This is a genomic window from Bradyrhizobium sp. YCK136 (assembly GCF_044570075.1).
Lineage (GTDB): Bacteria > Pseudomonadota > Alphaproteobacteria > Rhizobiales > Xanthobacteraceae > Bradyrhizobium > Bradyrhizobium diazoefficiens.
In genome coordinates this window covers 1,233,129-1,256,336 of sequence record NZ_CP172424.1, presented here as the reverse complement: position 1 = coordinate 1,256,336, position 23,208 = coordinate 1,233,129, and the positions used below count along the sequence as shown (strand labels likewise).

The 23,208-nt window shown below is 58.9% G+C and carries 13 protein-coding genes; 7 read left to right on the top strand and 6 right to left on the bottom strand.

The annotated features are described in order from the left end of the window. Positions 1-578: 578 nt before the first annotated feature. Positions 579-1,847: an IS256 family transposase gene (locus tag ACFLEY_RS05955; RefSeq protein WP_038952271.1), complete on the bottom strand. Its 1,269-nt coding sequence runs from the start codon at positions 1,845-1,847 to the stop codon at positions 579-581. Between the two features lie 651 nt (positions 1,848-2,498). Here ACFLEY_RS05955 and ACFLEY_RS05950 point away from each other — a divergent pair. Next, the gene (locus tag ACFLEY_RS05950) at positions 2,499-3,176 is read left to right on the top strand and encodes a hypothetical protein (protein ID WP_396604554.1); all 678 of its coding nucleotides are present in this window, start codon (positions 2,499-2,501) and stop codon (positions 3,174-3,176) included. A 2,343-nt stretch (positions 3,177-5,519) separates the two neighbouring features. Here the strand turns inward: ACFLEY_RS05950 and ACFLEY_RS05945 are convergent. The 4 genes from ACFLEY_RS05945 to ACFLEY_RS05930 form a co-directional block, all read right to left on the bottom strand. Continuing rightward, on the bottom strand, positions 5,520-5,822 hold the full coding sequence (locus ACFLEY_RS05945; RefSeq protein WP_396604961.1) for a hypothetical protein: 303 nt from the start codon (positions 5,820-5,822) through the stop codon (positions 5,520-5,522). 1,368 nt (positions 5,823-7,190) lie between these two features. Further along, positions 7,191-8,404 (bottom strand): IS3 family transposase gene (locus tag ACFLEY_RS05940; RefSeq protein WP_244433177.1). Its coding sequence is split into 2 segments (ribosomal slippage): positions 7,191-8,128 and positions 8,128-8,404, totalling 1,215 coding nucleotides; the frame shifts between segments, so codons are not numbered across the junction. 15 nt (positions 8,405-8,419) lie between these two features. Further along, the gene (locus ACFLEY_RS05935; protein WP_211434462.1) at positions 8,420-8,884 is read right to left on the bottom strand and encodes an SET domain-containing protein; all 465 of its coding nucleotides are present in this window, start codon (positions 8,882-8,884) and stop codon (positions 8,420-8,422) included. A 684-nt stretch (positions 8,885-9,568) separates the two neighbouring features. Beyond that, a complete protein-coding gene (locus ACFLEY_RS05930; RefSeq protein ID WP_060909094.1) occupies positions 9,569-10,906 on the bottom strand; it encodes a hypothetical protein in 1,338 nt (445 codons plus the stop codon). A 1,407-nt stretch (positions 10,907-12,313) separates the two neighbouring features. Here ACFLEY_RS05930 and ACFLEY_RS05925 point away from each other — a divergent pair. The 5 genes from ACFLEY_RS05925 (at position 12,314) to ACFLEY_RS05905 (ending at position 20,587) form a co-directional block, all read left to right on the top strand. Beyond that, entirely contained in the window at positions 12,314-12,928 is a 615-nt protein-coding gene (locus ACFLEY_RS05925; protein ID WP_211434461.1) for a J domain-containing protein, read from the top strand. 1,102 nt (positions 12,929-14,030) lie between these two features. Next, positions 14,031-14,816 (top strand): LuxR family transcriptional regulator, encoded by a 786-nt coding sequence (locus ACFLEY_RS05920; RefSeq protein ID WP_018645272.1) that lies wholly within the window; start codon positions 14,031-14,033, stop codon positions 14,814-14,816. Positions 14,817-17,122: 2,306 nt separating this feature from the next. After that, positions 17,123-18,577 carry an RNA polymerase factor sigma-54 gene (rpoN, locus tag ACFLEY_RS05915; RefSeq protein WP_060909097.1) on the top strand — a complete coding sequence of 485 codons (1,455 nt, stop codon included), beginning with the start codon at positions 17,123-17,125 and terminating at the stop codon, positions 18,575-18,577. Positions 18,578-19,775: 1,198 nt separating this feature from the next. After that, positions 19,776-20,039 carry an alkaline phosphatase family protein gene (locus ACFLEY_RS05910; protein WP_082755545.1) on the top strand — a complete coding sequence of 88 codons (264 nt, stop codon included), beginning with the start codon at positions 19,776-19,778 and terminating at the stop codon, positions 20,037-20,039. A gap of 26 nt (positions 20,040-20,065) precedes the next feature. Beyond that, on the top strand, positions 20,066-20,587 hold the full coding sequence (locus tag ACFLEY_RS05905) for a UTRA domain-containing protein (RefSeq protein WP_060909098.1): 522 nt from the start codon (positions 20,066-20,068) through the stop codon (positions 20,585-20,587). A gap of 251 nt (positions 20,588-20,838) precedes the next feature. Here the strand turns inward: ACFLEY_RS05905 and ACFLEY_RS05900 are convergent, their stop codons facing one another. Then, complete coding sequence (locus tag ACFLEY_RS05900; protein WP_060912728.1) at positions 20,839-21,630, bottom strand: phosphocholine cytidylyltransferase family protein; 792 nt, start codon at positions 21,628-21,630, stop codon at positions 20,839-20,841. A 363-nt stretch (positions 21,631-21,993) separates the two neighbouring features. On the opposite strand from ACFLEY_RS05900, the gene ACFLEY_RS05895 reads away from it, so the two are divergent. Continuing rightward, on the top strand, positions 21,994-23,205 hold the full coding sequence (locus ACFLEY_RS05895; RefSeq protein ID WP_129557391.1) for a hypothetical protein: 1,212 nt from the start codon (positions 21,994-21,996) through the stop codon (positions 23,203-23,205). The last annotated feature ends 3 nt before the right edge of the window (positions 23,206-23,208 follow it).

Sequence of the window (23,208 nt, the reverse complement as noted above, 5' to 3'; positions counted from 1 at the left end):
GCGTCTGGCGACCATCAGGACCGAGGCCGTCATGCGTTCCGCGCCGCTCGCTTGCATCTTGGCTATCGCCCGAGCGAGCGCGTCGTCCAGGACGTGAGAAGGCCCAGCTGTTCGGCCGCAACACCGACGAATGCCGATCTCAAGTCGTTAGGTGAGCGCGAGCTTCAGAGTCGCCCATCTTGGTCAACCATGTGGAGAGCTGCTAAGGCTAATCGATAGCGCCACACGCAGAAGCTAGCGTTTGTGTGCCCGGGCGGGCAAGCAAGAAACGGCTACGCTTCTTCGCCAGCGGACGCTTAGAGGAAGACGGCCATTTCAGCGGCGGCTTCGCCAACAATTACAACGATTTGTCTTAATCAGGACACGAGTGAATCCTCTTTTCCAACAACAAGGCGCGAGCGCCATCTGCATGACGCGTAGCATCAATAGCAGCCGGATAAAGTTGGCGGATCGTATTGCCTCATCTGACGATGAAAATCTCAGCTTGGCCGATGTAGCTCCGGCTGACGGCCTGTCCGACGTTGCATCATGGCGCGCAGGATCGGGAGCTATGGCTGATTTTGGGTGACGCGGCCTGATCAGGCGGCGTGGCTTTCAGTGTTCGGAATGACTTCGATTCCGTCGATGAACTTTACACCGGCGATGACTTTCGGCAACTGGTTCGTGCTCTTCAATCGCCGCCAGGTCTTCGATGCGGCGTCGATGAGCTTGAACACCATCAGCTTCGCAGTTTGTTGCGACAGCGATCCCTTGGTCCGCACCGTTCGGTGGCGCACCGTGGCGAAGACGCTCTCGATCGGGTTCGAGCTGCGTAGGTGGATCCAGTGCTCAGCAGGGAAGTCGAAGAAGGCGAGCAGCGCATGGCGATCCTTGATCAGGCACTCCACCGCACGTCCGTATTTGACGTGGTATTTCTCGACGAAGACGTCGATCGCGGTTTCAGCTTCGGCCCGGTGTGGGGCCAGATAGATGTTCCGCAGGTCGTTCTTCATGGGGCCCTGCACGGATTTGGCGACCTTGTCGAGTACGTTGCTCACTTTATGGCACCAGCATCGTTGGTGCCGCGTGCCGGGAAAGGCCTCGTCCAGTGCCTTCCAGAAGCCGAGGGCGCCGTCGCCGATGGCGAGTTGCGGGGCAATCCGTAACCCGCGTTGCCGCAGGTCGATCAGGAGTTCGCGCCAGCTCTGCGCGCTCTCGCGCACGCCGACCTGGAAGCCGATCAGCTCCTTCTTGCCTTCCGGCGTGGTGCCAATCAGCACCAGCATGCATTCGCTGTGATCTTCCATGCGGGCCTGCAGGTACACGCCATCGGCCCAGATGTAGACATAGCGACGCGCCGACAGATCGCGTCTCTGCCAGCGTTCGTACTCGACCTGCCAATCGGCCTTCAGGCCGGCGATCACCGAAGGCGACAGGTTCGGCGCATCCTTGCCGAGCAGCGCCGAGAGCGCCTCCTGGAAGTCGCCGGTCGAGATGCCGCGCAAATAGAGGACCGGGATCAAGGCATCCAGGCTCTTCGTCCGCCGCGCCCATAGCGGCAGGATTGCCGAACTGAAGCGGAGGCGGTCGCCTGGCCCGCTCGCTCCGCGGTCGCGGACCTTGGGACGAGCGACCTCCACCGGACCGATGCCGGTCGCAATCTCGCGCACCGGACCGTGCCCATGTCGGACCAGGCGCGCTCGACCGTCGGGCAGCGTCAGATTGGCCGTGCTGGCCAGAAACGCGCCAACCTCGATCTCGATCGCCCTGGCAAGCAGGTCCCGCGCGCCGGCTCGAACGATATCGGTCAGTGGATCATCAACCGCGGACGGCTGACGGAAAGCAAGAACATTGGTAGTCTCGGTCATGGCGTATCGCTCTCCTCGAGAGGTTCTGGCAGGCTCGTCACCCGCCTCGATACGCCGCCTTCCTCACACCGTCATCACCCAGATTCCGCCATAGCTCCAGGATCGGACGCACTGGGGACATCGCGGAGTGCGCATTAAACGCAGCGGCAGCCGCAGTCCCGAGATCATCGGCCAGCGCCGCACCTTTAGCCGTGCGCGGGATGATCGTCTGGGCTGCTTTGCGTCTGAGCGATTTCTTTCTTCATTTAATCAGGTGAACAGATCGCTCCGCTCTTGCCGGACTCTCAGATCGCGCTCTCGTCTGTTCTCGCGTTGGCCCGGCTATCGCGGTCATTCTGCTTATCGGACCAAGCATAGGCTCAAGTGCAGGCCAGAACAACTGGTCGCGGACAGAGATCGAAATGCACATGTTCGGTATGGGACTGGGGCTGGCTGCGGTCAGCGTCGCCTGACCTCCTAACGAGCTTTCCGTCAGATGAAACGATGCAGGACGCAGAGCTGCGCGCCGACCGCGAGTTGAGGTGGAATGAGTTCAGGATCGGAGATGATCGCATCAGACGTGGTAGATGCAGCCGCGAGTTTGTCTTTCTCCTTCGACCTTTGTCAGCTTCTCGAAAGCCAGCCTCTCTAACACTCGAACTTGGCCTCTTGATGACGAAGCTGCCCATGCCGGAATTCGTGACGAACTTCAGCTCATTCCCTCTGGGAGATCTTCTAGAGGCCTTTGGTCTCTTAACAAAAAGGAGGGCTTTATGGCTCCAAGCCCGATCGATAATGCCCGTTCACCAGAAATCACCGACAGCGCACGTCTGGACACAGGAAGATCATGATTTGTTCAGCGAGATCATGAATGAAGCTGGACCATCATCGTCTGCCGCACCTGAGGAAGCGGTAGATGTCTCCTTCGCCGCTCCCCAGAGATTTTCACACGGTTCGCAAATCGCCCCTGACTCGATGGTCGATAGGCTGTTCCACCGGGGTCTCTTGCCGGACTCGGACCAGCCGACAATGACCTATGAAATCCAGGGTCACCGCTACACGGCCGGTTTGGATGAGTGTAATCGCGTTCTTCTTGTTCATAACCCTGCGGAAGACCAAGTGCTTGGGGTCGGCCGGGCGGGGGTACCGGACTTCGGAGCCTTCTTCGCGGAGAACCGACGCTATGGAAGGCCGCTACCACAGCAATGGGCCACACCTGCCCTCATAGACAAGCTGCGCGAAGAAGGTTTCATGCCGACCGCCAATAGCCCCACGACCATCCATCTTAACGGACGGGCCTACAAAGCCGAACTAGCCGAAGGAGGATTCGTTAAGCTTACGCGGGTATGAGACCAACTTGACGGTGAGCCGATCGCGCTGGGTTTGAGTCGTGCGGTCACTTTGGTTGTCCTTACCTGGATAGACGGTTCATCGCTTAGCAGTGGATTGTTCGAGCCGCCAGCGGGTACGCATCATCGGGCCCGCTGGCAGCGCACGAGATGCACGGTCATCCTGGCCATTCGTCTGCGTGGTGCCGACCTGTCATCCGGCCGGCAATATTGTCGCCGTGTTGCCTCACTCGAGGATGTTGCTGGCGCTTGACCGATACAGCTCCGGCTGTGGGCCAGTCCGAGGTTGCACCATTGCGCGCGGGATCGGAAGAACCGGGGTGCGTCGCGGAGTGCCCAAGGCACGCCGCCGCGCCCCGGTCCCGGGATCACCGGCCAGCGCCGCACTGTTAGCCGTGCGCGGGATGATCGTCTTCTCGGCTGCTTTGCGTCTGAGGGATCCCCGTGAGCGCTGCACGACGGTGTGCTGCGGCCGAACTGCTCGGGGCGGTGCTTCGCGAGGTGACCGAGAATTACCAGGGCAAACGGGGCTCGGCCGCAAGCCAGCGCTCGATGTCGGCTGGGTTCGGCAAATTGGGCAGAAACCGGTGCCCGTTGAGCACTTGCTTGGAAACGGCGGAGGCCCTGCAAGGGCGAGGCTGGATTGTCTTGGCGGACGCGAAGGTATTCTCAAGGAGGTGGCAGCAAAGATCGCCTAGCCGCAAGGACCGTCGCAAGTGGCGCAGTCGCTTTGCGTAGCAGTGGGATTGCGTGAGCGTATTTGTCGAGGAAATCGTGTCAATTTAACACTACCAAATCTGGGCGTTCTGCAAGCAGTAGCTCCACCGTAGAGTCACGCAAGATCGCATGCACATAGGCGTGTGCAACCAGCTTCAAAAACCGGAAAAGAACGTCATGGCGAACATCAATCTCAGCTCCCAATCTATTGCAGGTGCACGCGCCGGACAGCGAGCCGCCACCGCCCGGAAAGTCATTGAATGGCGAGCGCCGGCCCCGAGACGCCGAGGCTTCCACATGATCCACGGAATGAAGCCCATGGCGCGGATGCTCGCAGCAATTAGGCGCGGGCTAGCCTTGTCCGATCTTGACCGGTGCTGCGCAATCTGGTGGCTCTATCGTCTCCATTTCGGGTTCACCGGCGACGTGATGTTGGGGCTCGCCGCGGTCAGGATTGCCCAGGAGAGATCCCGCTGCGGAATTTAGGAATCGTGGGGGCGCGCCTTCCATACGGGCTCGGCGCCCTGCCGCCGGTTACGTGTTTGGCTGGCGAGGAAAAGTGGCCGAATGCCGATTGCCTTTAGTCTCCCCCAGCCAATTGGGCCGCATTCACTTCTAGCGCCGAGGATCTGCCCGTGGGGGTGGCACCAAAGTGCAGGCAAATACGATGAGCAGATTGCAAAAACTGAACTTGCGCTCGCCCTTCACACGATCAGTAAGCTGAATTTGATGTCGGATGATGCTGCTCATGAAGGTCCCAGCAGGGTCAGACGACCGGGCCATAGCGGGGAGTGTAGGAATCAGGACGGTCTGGAATCCTTGGTCACGTCTGGTGATCGGGGGCAAGGACGCGCGGCTCGCATTCCATCTGGTGATCTTCTGCTGTTACATGAAAGGAAATGACCCGCCTGAGTTCGCGTGGCGATGCAAGGGCGGGTAGCTCGCCAAGCAATACTGCCCGAGTCGTTGCGCTGGATGGATCCTCGCGCAGAACCTCATCGACGCTGTGTACCCACGGCTTGAATTCCTCTGTGAGCGGCTCGTCCGTTGCAGACCGCCAGCCGTTCAACTCTCCCCTCGGTGAATAAGCCGTTGATCTTTCGCCAGGCACTTTGCGCCCGCCTCCGGCCGCCGCGCGATGAGACAACGGCCGCGGCTTCCCGGTCGGTCGGCGCCTTCGCAATGGTGCGCGGAATCGGCTTTGGAGCGAATTCCGGGTCAACGGATCGAGCTCTTATCACCAGAAACGAGCTCCGGTTCGCGAGCGGAGTTGCGCTCGCCTTGTCCATGCGGGCGGTTTGCAATCGAAGCAAGCCGGTGTACAGGCGTGATCGCGACATAGTCCTCGGCGGCGAATGGGCGCCGAGGACTGGGGCCATCAGCGAACTTCAGAACGGCCCCTAAGCATCTGCAGTTTGGAGCCTCGCAACAGTGAAGCCCTTAGTTGAGCTTGTAAGACGCCTGGAAGAACGTACCCCACCGTTCCATGCTGTAGTTCGCAAATCCTAGCGAGCCGCAGCCGTTTCCGCAGTCCGCGGAGTCCGCTTCCTTTTTCGTCCACATGGCCCAATAGCGGCCTCCAACGCCTAGGCTGATATTGTTGGTGACAAAGTAGGACAGAAGGCCTTCAACCTGGACGCCGCCGCCACCATTGCCGTGTTTGCTCACTAAAGGTGGTCTTTTTGCGCAAGAGATGATTATCGCGGCCCTTGAAGTCGGTCCAGGGCAGGTAAGCGATGTCCGCATTCAGGCGCCAGCGCTCGGTCAGCATAGTTTCGGCGCTCAAGCCGATTCGAGGCGCATTCCATTGAGTATCTTGGCTGCCAACGATCCTATCGTCGCTCGGCTTGATACGACAAAAGTCCTGCGGATTTGTGAGCGGAACGCAACCCCTCGAGTCTGAGCTCTGGCTGTAATAGGCCCAGCCTATAAATCCGCCGATCTTGTAGTTCGTACTGCGCAGGACATCGTAACCGGCGTCGCCATAGCTGTACCCGTTGTGGCGATCGCCATGGTCGCAGCCCCCAAAAAGAGAACTCTTGATCGCATAAAGATTGCCCTGAACTTTCCCGAGTTGTAGTCGCGCTCGCTAAGTATCGCCGCACGGCAAATCGTCGGAGCACCAGGCCCCCAATAACGAGCCGGGGCCGCTCCGAAGATCACCGCACGACGATTGGTGATGACGTCCTCAACGTAGCAAGCCGCGTGCCGGAGCAATTCCTTTGTTCTGCAGGAGCTTACTAAGAGCGTGCCGCGTCAACTTCCCTACATTGGGTGGAAGGCGGACGAACGAGTGTCGAGGTTCGCTGCATTGCGGAGCTAGCGTCCAAGGCACGTGCATGTGCCGGAACTTTGTGGTCTGCCCGGTGAGCACAAGCTGGTTCAGCTTGGATGAGCCGCGAGATTTCAAGCCTAGTGTTCTTTTCACTCCGCGAGCTGCCTGATGGCAACCAGCCGGCCGTTGCAAGTTCAGCTCGTACTAGTTTTTGGGAGCGTGAGTACGCCAGGAAGCTAGGAGTCGTGCTCGGACCGCTTTAGGATCGACGCGCCCATTGTCTTGCGGCTTTCGTCCCTCGCGGCATCCTTGAGCGCGTAATGATAGTTGATCGGCAAGATCGGATGGACCTCGGCCGACGAAATCGATCACACGATAGTCGCTGATCTCTTATCTAAACAGGTCCTGATATGGCAGTATGTAGGATCGTGACCAGATGGGACGGATGCTCTCTGCATTGCGCGAAGCTAAATCGGAGGCGCAAAGATCGAGCCGCGATAAGCCCTCATCAAGTGCGTTTGTAACAGCACATCTGCTACTCTGACATCAAGCGGCACAATCGGCCTATCCTAAAGGTAATATCAGGATCGGTGCCCGGGCCATCTCAGGAAATATCGAGGATCAAGACTCAAAAGTCAGTGCGAGAACGGGCACATCCGCGGAGATCCGGCGTTGGGTAAGCTCTAGAGATGCAATGAAGTCCGCCTCGAGGAGATACCTCATCGAAAGCGCTCCCGCGACGGTGCGCCAAGGAGCTCTGCGCGCCAAGGGATGTCTGTCGAACAAGGCTCCGCTCGCAAAATCTTCTTGCTCGGTAAGGCAGCTAGAAAATTGGCCGAGTCGGTCGATGGCCACAACGAGTTGCCGAAAGTCTTGCCGGCGTAATTCGCCAACGGATCAAGTCGTCAGACCGCGAACTTGAATCCACCGTCGCCTAGCCCGTTGGGGTGAAATGGACCCGCGGAGCGGGACCGGTTGAACCGGTTTGTTAGTTGGAAACGGATCGCTCCTGATCCCTTTCTATCACGCAGCCAGAGACTCTGTCTGCTGGAATTGCTGTGGGCATGTGGTCAACGCGTCAGCGTTGTCCACCATGTCCACAGCCTGCGCGGCCTGCATCCGTTCGCGCCAGACCGCCATCGGCGTGCGATAGCCGAGGGACTGATGAAGGCGACGATCGTTGTAGAAGGCGATCCAGCTCGCGATCCCTGCCTTGGCCTCGCGGCCGTCGGCATAGCCCTTGAGATAGATGTCCTCATGCTTGAGCGACCGCCACAGCCGCTCGATGAAGACATTGTCCATCCAACGACCGCGGCCATCCATGGAGATCTTGATCCCTGCGCCCACCAACGCGCCGGTGAAGGCCACGCTGGTGAACTGGCTGCCCTGGTCGGTGTTGAAAATCTCCGGCGTGCCGTACGTCGCCAGCGCCTCTTCCAGAGCCGCCACGCAGAACGAGACGTCCATCGTATTCGACAACCGCCACGCCAGAACCGCACGGCTCGCCCAGTCGATGATGGCGACGAGATAGAGAAAGCCGCGGCCGATGGGCAGATACGTGATGTCGGCCGCCCACACCTGGTTCGGCCGGTCGATCGTCATGTTGCGCAGCAGATAGGGATAGATCTTGTGGCCCGGCGCCGGCTTTGTCGTGTTCGGCTTCGGTCCCAGCGCCGCGATGCCCATCTTGCGCATCAACCGCTGCACGCGCTTGCGATTGACCTGAAGCCCCTCAGCCTTCAGCATCGCGGTCATTCGCCGCGAGCCCAGGAATGGCCAGGCGGTGAACAGCTCGTCGATCCGCTGCATCAGGGCAAGGTCGTTGTCGTTGGCCGGCTGTGGCGGCCGGTAGACCCCAGAACGGGCGATGCCAAGCAACATGCATTGCCGGCGGATCGACAGCGCCTGGTCGGCGCGATCGAGCATTCCTCGACGGTCCGGCGTGCTCATCTTCCGGACCTCCGCGCTAAAAAATCGCGCTCGACTGTCAGTTGTCCAATCTTGGCGTGCAGCTTCTCGATCTCGCGTTCGCGCGTTTCCTCGCTCTCGCGCCCGACACCCGCGTCAAAAGCCCGGGCCGCCTGGTCCAGCAGCTGCTTCTTCCAGGCATAGATCTGGTTCGGGTGAACCTCATAGCGCTGGGCCAGATCGGCCACCGTCGCCTGCTCCCGCACCGCTTCCAGCGCGATCTTTGCCTTCAACGCCGCGTCGATCTTCCGTCGTGTCTTCTTCGTCATCATGCCCTCCGTCTATCAAACGGAGCGGCCCTTTTCCAACTTAGCCTCTGGTCCCAAAACCGGGGTCCATTTCAGGGCATCAACATTCATGGATGGTTCTTCATTCCACGATACGTCACACCGTGGATCGAAAAATAAGTAATTGCAGGTCAGTTCTTCACCGGGTTGTACGTCACGGGCTGTGAAAACTCGGCGGTCGTCTTGGTATGTGTTTGGGCGGCTGCTGTGGTTCATGAAGCGGGCATTGTCAGCATTGTACTCGATAACACCATCGTAAGCCTTGTAGTCTCTTGGATAGGCATGCTTATCAAGTAGCGCTTGGAATGTTGGAGCTAGGGCTTCGTATTGTTCAGGCGTCACCGTGATGTCAACGATTGGGTTGTGAATCCAGATCAACGAACCTTTGGGCAAACGAGTCGCGGAGAAAAGTCCAATACCGCCAAACCTGTCTGGCTTCAAAATTGTGTCGACGATCAGCATTGAAGAAGTCTCCCGGAGTCACTACCCAGCAAACTAACTGACGTGAGCTGCGAAATCTGCTGCACGAATTGGTAGGCTCGTTTATCCGCGCCTCCATCACAATTTATGTCTTCTCCAGGCGTATTGGGCCGCCTGCTGCGGATCGCCTCCAGCGACAAGGCCGTGAGCTGGGAGGGCTGCAAGTCAGTCGCATTCCGAGCAAAGATCCGTGTCGATTATAGCGGCGAGCTCGTGTCGCACGATCATGACCTGTTACCAGCGCGACGGCGCGCTCGATGCTCTCGCGGCCCGGCAAGCCGCCGACAAGCCCTTCATCGCAGCTTCAAGAGCCGCCCGCGGGTGAATGCGTCAGTGCGTGCCCAGGCAACGGTGGATGTGGAGCAGATATTGCAGGCAAAGTGCGCGGGAGGCCGGCACTCGACTGCCGATTTCGCTGCACAACCGCCTCGAGGCAATCAACGTGATCACGCCGTAGTTAGCAAGAAAACGGAGGTAGAAGTTCGGCCCAACGAGGAGTTGCTAAGCGATGATGCTGGCAAGTCATCGACGCGAGCAGCGGACATCTGTGCTGCCCAGAACCGCGCCAAGCTCGCAGGAGCAGCCGGAGCAAGCTATGGTCCAATAACAAGTCCAATTCCGGAACTATCTGGACGGGCTCCATGCGTTTGAGATGTCCCTCGGCGTCTACATTCGTGGGTGATGGATGAGCCGAAGGTCATCGGAGCCTCCCGGTCCGAAAAGGGCGGTGTAGCGCTCACCATGAATGTCGTATTGTTTTGTCGGATGCGCTTCGTCCGGCAGAAGGCCCCACTGGCCGAGCTTCGCCCGCATCGTGTCCGGCGCGGGTTGGGTGCCGTGCAAAAAAGTCTCGGGAACGGAGAATGATGCAGCGTAAATCTCGCGGGCCGCGGGGTACGTCCTCTGAGCCCTGGAGGACGCCGGAGCGGCTTGCTCAATCGACCGTCCAAAAAGCGATCGGGCGGTTCGATCCGTTGGCTGCAGGCTGGGCGGCAGAACGTTTTCCGGTCGAGATCCGAATTGAATGGTTGAGCCTGGCGGATTGAGTGGGGTGCTTCGCCTCATCGCCGCCGCAGGCACGAACAGCGCCGTGTAACGGTCATTGTGAACGATAAAACTGGTAGGTCGGCTGTCCTGGCTCGGCGGGACGTTGCTGCGCTCGTGCGCAGCGGACGCGTGCTGGTCGCCGTGCTGCGCGTTGAACGGACCAACGGCCGCTTCTGAGTCCAGGGCTTGGTGATGACCCTCGTTTGGTTCGAGAGATGACGATGGGCGAGCGTTATCCACCATGGCCCACAGCAGATCCTGATCGTAGACTTCCTCAGGAAGGACGAACCGGCTGCTGGCCAGAAGCGGTGCGCCGGCGTCTTCAATTAACTCGCGACCGGTTGAATTGCCGGGCTCGGTGCGCTGGCGCGCAGTGGCATTTTCTTCCGCCAGGCTTAGTGTCCTCTGCCTCTTCGTAGGTTGGCCGGTGTAATCCTCACCCACAGCGACTTCGTGACCTGAGCTGGAAGCGACCGAGGCTAGCTCGTTTGCAGCCGGCCGGTAGGCGCCGCTCCAGCTGAAGTAACGAACGGCTTCTTCGGGATCCGGTGCCAGACCACCCGGGGCTGGCCGGTTGAGAGACGATGCTAGGATCGCTTCGCGTATCGGCTCTTGCCACGGATCCTGATCGTGACCTTGCGCAGTCAGTTCCTCCGGCCCACTTAAAGCGTCCTGCGGCGCGCGATGCTGCGCAGCGGCGTCCTCGCGTCTGGTGACTGCGTGTTCGGGATGAGGACGGTCCGTGCTCTGGTGCTCAAGTCCCAATGCCTGGGCCAGTCTAAGGCCTTCTTCAGACAGATGAGGGTAGTAGGGATCATGAAAAACGGGATTCTCTGCGATTGTCGAGGTATCAAGCTGGGGCACTTCATCCAAGTAAGGCTCAAACTCCGCTTGCTGCTGTTGCGGTGCCGCGGCGTGGTCACGGTCGAGTGGGTTGATGCGGTTAAAAGGGTCCATGTCGACTCTCCGGTGGTTTGAGTCGGCTTGCAATGCCGATCCAATCGTGTCACTGTCTCACTCTATTAGGATCAGCTGTCGACAAGCTGACGTGCTTAGAGACTAACCGGAGTGCGATCTCAGCTCAGTCATTTCGCCGCAACCGCGACTGGTGACGAAGCCGAGCAGGCGGCATCGTTTTTGCCTGTTTGGGACGGGCTCAAATACTGTCGGCACTCTGACGCCGCGATGATCTCGGCAACTGATTGTGGCTCTTCGGTCATCCCAACGTCTCACGCCTTGCTCAGCTTGCACAATCTAATACGGTTGGTGGCCGACAACGGTTCCTGGCTCGCATGTTCGTGTGCCGTACCGCGGCGGATGCTCTCGCTCGGATTGTGGTTCTCTGCTGGTGCTCGGCCGGCAAGACACAGAAAGCCAATAGGCTTTATATCGGCGATCCTTGTCCGGTAATCGCGGCCACGCACATATTTGGTGCGCTCGCAGTAAAGATGTCGAGTGCATGCTCCGCGACCGCGCCGGCTGGGCGCCGTTGAGACCCTCCATGGCCTTCTTCTTGCCGCTCAGAACCAGCTCGGGCTCTCTTTGATCGCCGGCGGACTTGTGCTGCGGCGCACGTATTTGCCCCGCGATCGATTGTTCAGGCCCCAAAAATCGCCAATAGCAAAAGATTCGCCGCATCCTTTCCAGCAGGGCCGATCGTGCCTCCTGAAATCGCGAGTCAACATACGGCCCGGCTAAACAGGGAATCAAAGCTCCTGGTCGCCGCGCTCGGCTGGCAAAATCAAGTACGTGAAGCGGATCCAACCGGCGAGAGTCGCGCGCCCGGTCCTCACCTTGGGCCCGGCCGCCTCGATTGCGCCGATAGCTTTTGCGGTGTTGCGCGGCCATCCTTGGCCGCTTCATCTCGCCGGCGTCTCTGGAACGATTCCGTCGCGGCACCGGGCGAGCAGAACACGCGCTCTGTTGCGCAGAATTTGTAGCACGCACGATCAACCGCAGGCGGCTGAGCGAAGGGCAGGATGTTGATAGTCTCATTCTGGCCATATCGCCTCGTCGAGAAGTTCTCGCAAATTCACCATCCGCGTTGCTCCGCTGCTTCCCTAAGCGCGTCATCAGCCAGATTCCTGCATAGCTCCCGCTTTGTTCGTATTCACCCGGTCCCGTTCAAGACCTCGATGTGCAGAGCCCGACAGCACATTGCAATTGAATCGATCTGAGATCGCAAAGAGATGATTGTCTGAACCAAGCGCGCGAGTCCTGGCATGTCGATTGCTGGGAAGTGCTTGCTACACCATGCACTGAACTAGACGCAAAGGCCGAGTCAGATCCAACTTGCCGTCGAAACCAATTCTCTAGCTTAGAAGCGGCGCTGCTAACTGCCGCTCCGCCCAACGGAGCCAAGTCATGCTGAGCGACACATCCAAATTCTTCGCCTCCATTCGCATCAACAAGCAGGAAGCGCAGGAGGAGCGCCGGACCGCGGTGCGATGCGAATGGCCTGATTGCCAGAACAAGGCAACCCATCCCGCGCCAAAGGGCCGCCACAATGCGCGCGAATATTGGCACTTCTGCATCGAGCATGCTCGCGAATACAATCAGTCCTACAATTTCTTCTCCGGGATGGACGCCGAAGCGATCGCGCGCTACCAGAATGACGCGCTGACGGGCCATCGTCCAACTTGGAAAATCGGCGAGCCCATCAGCGCCCGCAAGATGACCGGCAGCCCGGCCCATTCCGAGGACGACTGCGATGCTTTTTGCATGCTCGCTGAGCTGAAGGGACGCGCCCGCGCGGAGGCCAGGCCTGAGACGCGCAAGCTTCTCAATGCCAAGCGGAAAGCGTTGCAGGTGATGGGCCTGAATGTCGATGCGACGCTCGGAGATATCAAGGCGAGGTACAGGGCGATGGTCAAGAGGCACCACCCCGATGCCAATGGCGGCGACCGCTCTACGGAGCAGCGCCTGGTCGAGATCATCAAGGCCTACCATTACCTGAAGACCGTGGTGCGGGAGAGCTAACCCGGACATGACTTGAACGGCTTCACCTCACCCGCCATTCCATAGCCCTTCATCGTGTGAAGGCTGCACCCGAGCTGGCGTGTAACCCGCTTCAGACCCTAGGCCCGAGAGGCGCAACATTTCCGCCACGCCACAAGGAGTTCTATCAACCTGCTCCCGGACCGATCAACAACGAGCCTTTGTTTCTTTCCTCGTTCATTCGCTCTCTCCTCGGGTTTGCAAGGAGGGGGCAAGTCTTCACGACGCCGATGGGCAGTTCGCAAAGGCGAGCCACAGCGAAAGTTCGAAAGTGCCGGTCCTCGACTGCTCGAAAAGCAGAGCCACACTAAACTGCTGCTCCGCTGCCCGCAGGAAGGTTGGTACTGGACTTGCCTCGCGCGTTAAGATGGCACTCAGGGAGTGCCATTTGCGCCCCGTCAATGCAGGTGAGACGGCAGGCCTTTAATCACGCTCTTGATCTATATCAAATTCTGTGTCGCGCATGAGACGTTGTCGCATGTTCGACGTATGTCACATCCGCTCAACCAGAGGAGACCATCTTTCTGCGAGTGCCCCTATTATGGGGGCAAGTTCTCCGATCGGCGAGTGGTGCGAGAATTGCTGTGCGCATCGGTGGTTCTTGGAAAGTCCTGAGGATCGCATGCACGCTGTCGTCCTCGTCAAGCAGCCATTTGTTGATGTCCGCGGGTGGTGGCCCAAAATGCGCAAGCACCTGAGGGCGCTGGACCCGTCCGGGTGTGGTGTGCCGAGCTGCGAACAGTTCCATGCCGACCTCGCTCCTTTGCGGTGGCGCTCGAGATGCCGGCATGTTCTTACGAGAAGTGCTGACCGTGTCCGCCGCAATCGTTGCATGATTTGCCAGCCGTTCTTTCGAGAGACTGGGGCACTGGCACCTCGGAGAGCAGCCCGACCGGTCAGCAGCGAACAAAGTCAGCTTCGCTTTGGCTCGACCTGCCAGCGTGCGTCGAGTCGCTCCGATTATCTTCTCGGAGCGTGCTGGGACCGTGTGAAACAGTTCTGGGCCGGCGCTTTCCTTTCGCGCGCGAGCTTTCAGCTGCAAGAAGCAAAGCCAACATCTGTGTAAGCAAAACGGAAATAGAAAATGGATGACCAGTCGCACGGCAAAATGCCACTCGCTTCAAGCAGACGGGAAAGCCGCGGGCCCGACCTATTCAGCTTCATCGAGTGCGCTATACAGACAAGATCAATCGCAGCGCTGTTCGATCTTCTTGTGAATTTCGCGAGCAATGAAGGCTTTGATAAAGTCGCCTACGGAGCACTCTCCTGCTCCAATGAGCGTCGTTTGCCAGAGTATCTACCGCCCCCGCCAACTATAAACTTCCCGTCTGATTGGTGCCAACGCTATGCTGAACAAGAATATCAAGCGATCGACCCGGTGGTCCGGCGGACAGCAATGCTGCCAAGGCCCTTTCTTTGGGATGAACTAACCAGTCGATATGAACTGCAGCCCCGTGAGCTGCGCGTCTTACGCGAGGCCAAAGAAGCAGGCCTTAAGCATGGCATGAGCGTGCCATTGTTTGGATCGCAAGGCCGATCGGCTTTCGTATCGTTTGCATCTCCTTTCGATGATGCCGATCCACAGGATCGCATGGCTCATCTCACGACATTGGCGTCGGCGTTTCACAACGCTGTCGCGCAGATTACACCGCCGCTTGATGAGAGTTGCGAGACAGACATTCCGCTAACACCGCGAGAAACAGAGTGCCTATACTGGGTCGCAGAGGGGAAGTCAGCCTGGGTAATCGGGCAACTTGTTAACGTCACTGATAATACCGTCAATTTCCACATGAAGAACGTCATCAGAAAGCTAGGGGCGGCAAACCGGACAAATGCTGTAGCCAAAGCAACCCGGCGCGGCATCATTTAGCTCCGTACGCCTTCAAAGGAACGATCAAGGACCCTGCGTCGGCGGGCTCTTCCTTTGCGATTCATCTGCTGCGGTCGGGATAGCCGATCTCTAGTGGATTCAACGATGTACTTCAACGGAATTGGCTCAAACCAGATGACGGGGCAAGCGCATCCGGCGCGCGTGTCCGGTGTTTATCAGTGGCTGGCGTGGACCTAGGGGCGTCGGCGCTTCATGCAAGTCTCGCTGCGTCAGACTCGCCTGAGGCTGGATTTCCTAGTTCGGACAATGCAGGTCCTAGGCGGTAAATCGCATGCTTTGTCATACCGACCACGCGATCCCGGCGCTATTGATAGGAAGTTCCATCCGTTTCAGATCGAGGATGTCGATCTGTTTGCCAGGAATCGCGCTGTTATAGGTTTTTGCAAGTAAGTGTTGCTAACTAAACAGGCTGCTCAACGCAATGAACGGGTTGAAGCAACAATGACAACATCTTCATTCTCGCCACCAACCGTCTCGAGGCTCTCGAGGCTGCGCCAGCCGGCCGTCCCGGCCATATCAATCAGGCAACTGAGGTGCCGCTGCTCGATGCGACCGCCCGCGAAAGCTGGTTCGTCCCTATGGCAGGGGCTTGCCGCTGGACGAAGCCGTGATCGCTGAAGCCAGGCCCTTCACCTGAGCGGCAGCGCGGCCCTTATCGAGAAGTTGAGAAGTTGATGCTTCGCGTTGTGCAATCGAGGCTTGCCAGCTGCGGCAATGTCGGCGCGATTTCCACTAACATGAAGCTACCTGCCCGTGCGCAGCGAGTTCAATCGCGATGCGCATTGCATTGTGGCTATGGTGCGCGCCCCACAACTAGGCGCGTCCCAAGTTACCTATCGAAGGATTTGTGGTGAGGGGTCTCCAGCCGTCGACCTTGCGCATGTTGATCTGGCCGGGGGTGAGCAGGCCAGGACGACATTGCCGCGGCGGCCGCTGATGGCAAACGGTCTTGATCTTGATCCGTCGCTCGAACTCCTCACGCGGCCGCTCAATTGCGTCGGTAGCCGGAATAAGATGTCGCGGCGCCAACTTCCGCTGCGGTGTTCTACAGCGCGGTGTATGGTGCTACCATCGGCGCAGAGGCAGCGGGAGCGCGAATGGCAGGTACGACGACGCGGGCGATGAGCCGGGGTTCGGCTCGGGAGCTTGCCTCTGCGACCCGGTGAGTTGTACCAAGAGCGCGAATTCTTCTTGTCGTTTCGCCGCAGCTCAGATGCCACTGAGACGAGTGATTGGGGTCGGCATCCCACCGAAGCTTCGGAGAGGTGTTGTTTGGGGAGGCGGCAGGCTTCACCGGCAGCACCGATATGGCGAGGAGTGGGCCAACGCGCTGGCAAGACCCCGCTGGCCAGCGATGAAATGTTGCTCGAGGTCGTAGGAACATCATGGCGGTCTCGCGCGTGCGGACGCCTCTCGCGGAGCGAGTATGTCGGCCGGCCGCTGCAAGCAAGGCGACTGGCGCAGGGCTCTCGACCAAACCGACAAGATCGTCCCGCTCAGCGGCCAAGCGGAGGAAACTAACTGTCCCAGATTTGATGCGTCAGAGGCCCCAGATTCGTCATCCCGAATACGTTGGAACTTTCGGCAGGATAAGCCGAAGAGCAGGCCAATATATGCCCGCTATTCGAACTTCTGCCGATTTGCGTCAGCAACCCGGACAAGAGACTCTTTCTCGACGCACATGGGGCAGACGCTAGCGGCCAACAAGCGGCAGGCGTTGGGCAGCTGAATGGTGATCGCCTCGCAATCGCGTTTGACGCAATAGCGATCTTGCGGCCGGTTCAACCCGCTACCTCAACTATTTTCGACTGCCAGCTCTAGTGCCAATTCGTTTGGGCAACTTCCTTCCACGATCGGCTTCGAAGTTCGCGCTAATTCGAGCGTGCAGCAAGGCTCGACAGCGAGGGACTGTCTGAGTGGCGGCAGGCACTGATCCTGAGCCCCGCGCAGCTGTTGCCGGCGCTCCTGCGGGAGGGTGGAGGATCGCGGCTACGCGCAGAACTCACCGAAACTGCCGGGGACCGCAAGTCCTTGATAGGAGTATCGCCACGGGAAGCTGTCCTGTTTGTTGATGCCCTCGCGTCACAGTGCCGCATCCGAATTCCTAGTCCTCTCATCTCGCGCACAATGGGGATTGACGAGGGAGCTCCGACTGAGTGTCGGATTCCGTTGTTCGCTGCCTTCATCTCACCTCGCATCCGCTTTTGCGCGACATCAAAGCGCGTAGATCAGCTCCTGACTAGATGAGCAAAACGCAGACCAACTTCAGTAACGGTTCTTGCTTCATGGCGCTCACGCAAAGATTAGAGTTCCGGCAATCCCAGTCGCTGGTCATGTCGCCGCAGCTGATGCAGGCGATAAAGCTGCTGCAATTATCTAATCTCGACCTCATGACCTTCGTGGAGGAAGAGCTGGAGTGTAATCCGCTGCTCGAGCGTGCCAGTGACGATGCAGCTGGGGCCGAAGCCCCGACTGAGGTCGATCAGGTCAGCGGCGATCAGCTGGCCGAGGCCCAAGTGCGCGACGCCCGGGATGGCGCCATGACCACCCATACCGAATGGGGTGGCGGCGGCTCGGGTGACGAAGACTACAATCTCGAAGCGTTTGTCGCGTCCGAGACAACATTGTCCGACCACCTGGCCGAACAACTGTCGGTCGCATTCACCGCGCCGGCGCAGCGCATGATCGGGCAGTATCTGATCGATCTCGTCGACGAAGCCGGCTATCTGCCGCCGGATCTCGGCCAGGCCGCCGAGCGGCTCGGCGCAACGCAGGAGGATGTCGAGCACGTTCTTGCCGTCCTGCAGGAGTTCGATCCGCCCGGCGTCTGTGCGCGTAACTTGCGCGAGTGCCTGGCGATCCAGCTCCGCGAGCTCGATAGATACGATCCGGCGATGCAGGCCCTCGTCGAGCATCTCGATCTCCTCGCCAAGCGCGACATCGCGAGCTTGCGCAAGCTCTGCGGCGTCGACGACGAGGACATCGCCGACATGATCGACGAGCTCCGCCGGCTCAGTCCCAAGCCGGGCATGAAGTTCGGGTCGGCGCCGCTGCAGACGATGGTACCCGACGTCTATGTCCGTCCGGCTCCTGATGGCGGCTGGCATGTCAAGCTCAACAGCGACACCTTGCCGCGCGTGCTGGTCAACCAGACCTATTATTCCAAGCTGTCGAAGAAGATCGGCAAGGACGTCGATAAGTCCTACTTCAACGACGCGCTGCAGAACGCGACCTGGCTGGTGCGCGCGCTCGACCAGCGCGCCCGCACCATCCTGAAAGTTGCGACCGAGATCGTGCGTCAGCAGGACGGCTTCTTTACCCTTGGTGTTGCGCATTTGCGGCCGCTGAATCTAAAGGCCGTTGCCGAGGCCATCCAGATGCATGAATCCACGGTGTCGCGCGTCACCGCCAACAAATACATGGCAACAAATCGCGGCACATTCGAGTTGAAATATTTCTTCACGGCATCGATCCCTTCGGCGGATGGCGGTGAGGCGCATTCCGCTGAAGCGGTGCGTCACCGCATCAAGCAGCTGATCGAATCCGAAGAGCCGTCAGCGGTTCTGTCCGATGACGCGATCGTTGAGCGCCTGCGAGTCTCGGGCATTGATATTGCCCGCCGCACGGTCGCGAAGTACCGCGAAGCCATGCGCATTCGGTCCTCGGTGCAGCGCCGCCGCGACAATATGTGGTCAACGATGAACAGTAGAGCATCGGGCGGAACTGGCCTCGATAAATAAACCCCCAGCTGTCGATTTAATCCGGAAGCGTAGCTTTGGAGGTCTCTGAAAGCGGGCCTTTGGAGCGAGATTGTTGATGGTGATGGAAGGAAGCTTCTGGCGCGGCATTTGAGGAGAGGTAGTATAGGCCGACTGCCGTCTAAGAGGGGCGAGCGTTTTCAGAGGCTCCGTCGGCGCCAAGCTCTTATTCCTCCCAAGTCCTCGCCTTGGCTTATTGTCGGCCGATATACGGCCCCGATCGGTAGCAGCCGGCTGATCTCGCACGCCAATGATCGCCACCACCTCTTCCGCGATAACTTTCCGGTTCGTTGCTACGCTGCACAACAAGGTTGTAGGGCGAATTATTGGCTTAACCATAATAGCTCGGCGCTAAATGTTGTAAAAACTACACTTGGAGCGCCCAGATTTTGGAAAATGAACAGGTTTTCGAGTGCGCAACTGTAGCCGCGCCCAGCATCGCCAAGTGCGGTTGGGCGGGATCGTCAGGATTGCGCCAAGTCGGGGCTGCTTAGGACCGGCGAGCTCATGGCGGCTTCAAGACAATCGACGACGTCCCGGCAGGAGGGGCACATGACCTGGCTGAGCAGGGACAATCTGCCGAATGGCACGTGTTCTGACGAGGCGCATTCGAACTCGGCGGAAGCTAGCGACGCCGGCACACAAGTCGGCGTCGAACGCCATCGCTCATAGAGTCTTGAGATATTCGACAAGCGCTCGCCGTTCGGCGTCGGTCAACTCTGGTCCGATGATGCCGGGCGGCAGTTTCCTTAAGTCGGTTTCCTTACCCTCGAAAGAATGTCCGCGATTGCTGTTCCCAAGCAGCGACACATCGAAGTTCGTCAGACCGGCCGCACAGCTTTCGGACGACTGTGCTTTCGTCGCGAGCCCGACGTTGACCGGGTCAGCCCGCCGACTAATCTGAGAACCTCGCGTCGATTACAGGTATTCATCTCACGACCTTTAGTTGCATAAACTTTATCGCGTGCCGGGCTTCTGAACCATGCAAGCTTCGCGTGCTCACGTTCGGGCTGGGCGGACTCGCACACGTTTTTCTGAGGAGTGGTTCGAGTACTGCGAGATATAATTCGCACCATGTGACACCTTCATGACAGGCCTAGGTGCCTAGGTAGCTCTGGACAGTGGGTCCGTACCCTCGTAGGTTGAGGCTTCCTGAACCGGAGCTGAGAAAGGTGTTCGAGTGAAATTTGTAATCGTCGTGCTCGATGGCCTTCGACCCGACCAGCTAGATGAAGCCGTCACGCCGAATCTCGCCGAACTGTCCAAAATCGGCCTTCGACTTGCCCGCCATACCTCATCTTTTCCCAGTGAGACGCGCGTTTCATCGGCAGCGCTGTCCACGGGCGGACACAGCAGGAAGGACTGCTCCGCGTCGAGCAGGGCAGAGGCACTTTTGTTGTCGAACATCCAACACCTTATCTGCTCTCCCCTCAAACCCGGCTGACCGACAACCTCATCTCGCAAGGCCGCTTGGCACGTCGTAAGATCCTGTCTGCTGCAACCATACCAGCAGACGAGCGGCTCGCCGGCTACCTCGACTTGCAGGCTCGTGACGATGTGCTGCGCATCGACACACTGAGTTATCAGGACGAGATCCCAATCGTCATTGCGCATAGCTACTTTCCAGCGAAACGCACCCCTGGACTGCTGGATAAGTTCTCGGGCGCCAACTCGATCTCTACGGCGCTAAGGCGCATCGGAATTGACGACTACTCGCAGCAATGGGTGACGATAAGCGCACGTCTGCCCTCCGCCCAGGAGGCGCGCCTGCTTGCGATGTCCACTTCGGCGCCGGTCTTCGTCAAAGAGAGCCTTGACTGCTCCGGCCGTGTTCCAATCAAATTTGGCGAGAATGTACTTTGCGCACCAAGAATCAGCTTCAGATTTGACTTCGAAGAGATTGGTTCCGTGGCGCAGTCGCGTACAGGAAAACCTCAATCCGGCAAAGCGCAACCGAACAAATCCAAGTCCTCGGCCTCCCTCAAGGTCTAAGCACCGTCCCGTTCCTGCGGTCCAAGCGTCAAGGTGGGTAGGGCCAAACAACTGTTCGCTATCGCTTGAGAGAAGGTGTTTCAAGCTGCATGCCCGGGCGAACGTTCGCGTTCTGCTGAGGCAATGGCAGCCGCGTTGATTGCGGCTCCAATCAAGCTTGCGGTCTCAGGCGTTGTTACGCGGCCGGCGCCAAAGGCAGCCGCGAATGCTGAAGAGGCGCCGCGGCAAACCTTCCGTGACCGTCTTGACCTTCACCCGTGGGCGGTTGGATCAAGCGTGCCGGCTTTTGTGAAGATGCGCTCGGCGGTACGCAGATCTTCGACGTCATCGATCTCGTACCACCTGAGGTCATCGCATCTCACCGCAGCAAGCAGCAGGCCTCGTGTTTCCACGAGATAAGAAAGCAGCTCCTCGGTGTAGGCCTGGGTAGCTCCGGCCCGGATCATATCATCCAGGGCCGGTATGACCGCTGAGCGCAGAGTAGACGCGGATAGCCGTAACAGATTCATCGTCTTGTAAAGAGGTGGGCCATCCGCGATGAGATTTCGCGCTGTTTGTTTCAAGCGAAATTCTGAAATGAAGCCAAGATCGGACAATAGGACCGCCGTTCCCTGCATCAACTCATGGAAAGGAGCGACAGCTGCCGCGTTGGGCGCTTCGCTGACGATTAGCTGCCGCAATACATTTTCCTCAAAGAAGACGTCGCCCTCAAGAACAAGGGAGTCTCCGCAAAGGAGAGCGTCACGGGCCAGCCAGAGCGAATAGGCGCTTCCAGTGCGGTCGTAAACCGCCGATTCGACGTATTTGATTGCAACATTGCCAAAACGGCTGCCACAGGCTTCTTGGATCGCCTCTTTGCGATACCCGACAGCAATCGTTACCTGTTCCACGCCGAGGCGCCCAAGGTGATGTAGCGCGTTGTGCAGGATGGGAATGCCATGGATTCGGACGAGGGGTTTCGGACTTAGATCCGTTAGCGGCCGCAGACGAGAACCCACTCCAGCGGCGAGAATGAGAGCATGCTTGGGAGCATTCACAGGCATTTCATTCGCCTTCTTCATCCCGAGTGTCGCTCCGTAAGCATCGTGAACCCCTCTCTTCAGTGTTACGTGCCGCAGACTTGTCCGATCACGCCAGATATTGCTCACGCATAAGCAGCCGGATCCCCCCTCAAGATACCAAGCCTTTCGAGAATCAGATTTGTGCGATCATGTCGCCATCTTTGGTGCGCCAGATCAGCCCGTGTGTTCGGCCCTTTCCTAGTTGGGCCGCGCTCCATGACCGCCCGCTTCTTCTCGATGGATCGCCGTCACGATGAGAGACCGGCTTTGCGGAAGCGGCGCTCCAGCGCATTTGCTTCATTTTGTCATGGGAGGCGGCAACAATGAATACAGATCGAGCGCAGCTTGATGGTGATGACTTTTTCTCAATTTCCGGCTCCGAAGGGTCCCAAACCGAAGCCTCAGAACCCGGGCTCTCCCGTTGCTGCGCATTGGCACGAGGCTTTGACGGATGCGCGTCCGTCCGCCGCCACGGCGGCCGGGGCGCACGTCCACGTTGTGGAGGCGCGTGCGGCTGATGGGGGGCAGGGCGAAGACGAGAGCCGCCACACCGCCTTCATTCAAACGAGAGCTTTGCCGGAGAATGGTAGTGAGCAGCTAGATCTGTCCTCTCTCTCCCTGACCACATTGCGCCCTGCCCTCCCGCCCGAGATTGAGGTCTTTCGCGTGAGAGACAATCAATTGACGAGCTTGCCTGTACTTCCTGACGGGCTCCGGGTGTTCAATGCAGCGGGCAATCAGCTGACCAGCCTGCTGGCCGTGCTGCCATCCCGGCTCCGGTCCCTGATCATCGGCGAAAACTCACTGACAAGTCTGCCTGCCCTTCCGGCAACTCTTCGGGAACTCAGCGCTTACGGCAATAGCCTGACCAGCTTGCCTGCACTTCCCGACGGACTGCGGAGCCTGATCGTCGAGAGTAATCAATTGACCAGTCTGCCCGCTCTTCCAACAACCCTTGAGCAGCTCTACGCTGCAAGCAACCAGCTGACCCGATTGCCTGACCTTCCAGCCGGGCTGCGGAGCCTGGTCGTCGATAATAATCAATTGACCAGTCTGCCCGTTCTACCAACAGCGCTTGAGGAACTCCATGCCGCAAGCAACCAGCTGACCAACTTGCCTGACCTTCCAGGCGAGCTTCAGAACCTGGACGCCGGTGGCAATCAACTGGCCAGTCTGCCTGCGCTTCCTGCAAGGCTCCTGGATCTCGCAGCGCCAAGCAACCAGCTTACCAGCCTGCCTGATCATCGAAAGCTGGTTCTCGATTACAATCAGCTGACCGAACTGCCTGAGCCGCTCCCGCCGCGGATCGAATTGCTAACGGCCAGCGACAATCAGCTGGTCCGGCTGCCGGTACTCCCCGCTCACCTCGAAGTAATTGATGTTAGCAATAATCGGCTGAGGGACGTACCGACGAACCTGCTGCAGCTAGCCGGCGATGCGTCCATCGATTTGACGGACGGACAATCCGCTGCAAGAGCGGATTCAGAGCAATCTATTGAGAGCAACGCGTGCTGCGGAGTATGCCGGCCCGCAAATCCTCTTCTCGTTGAGCGATGACGC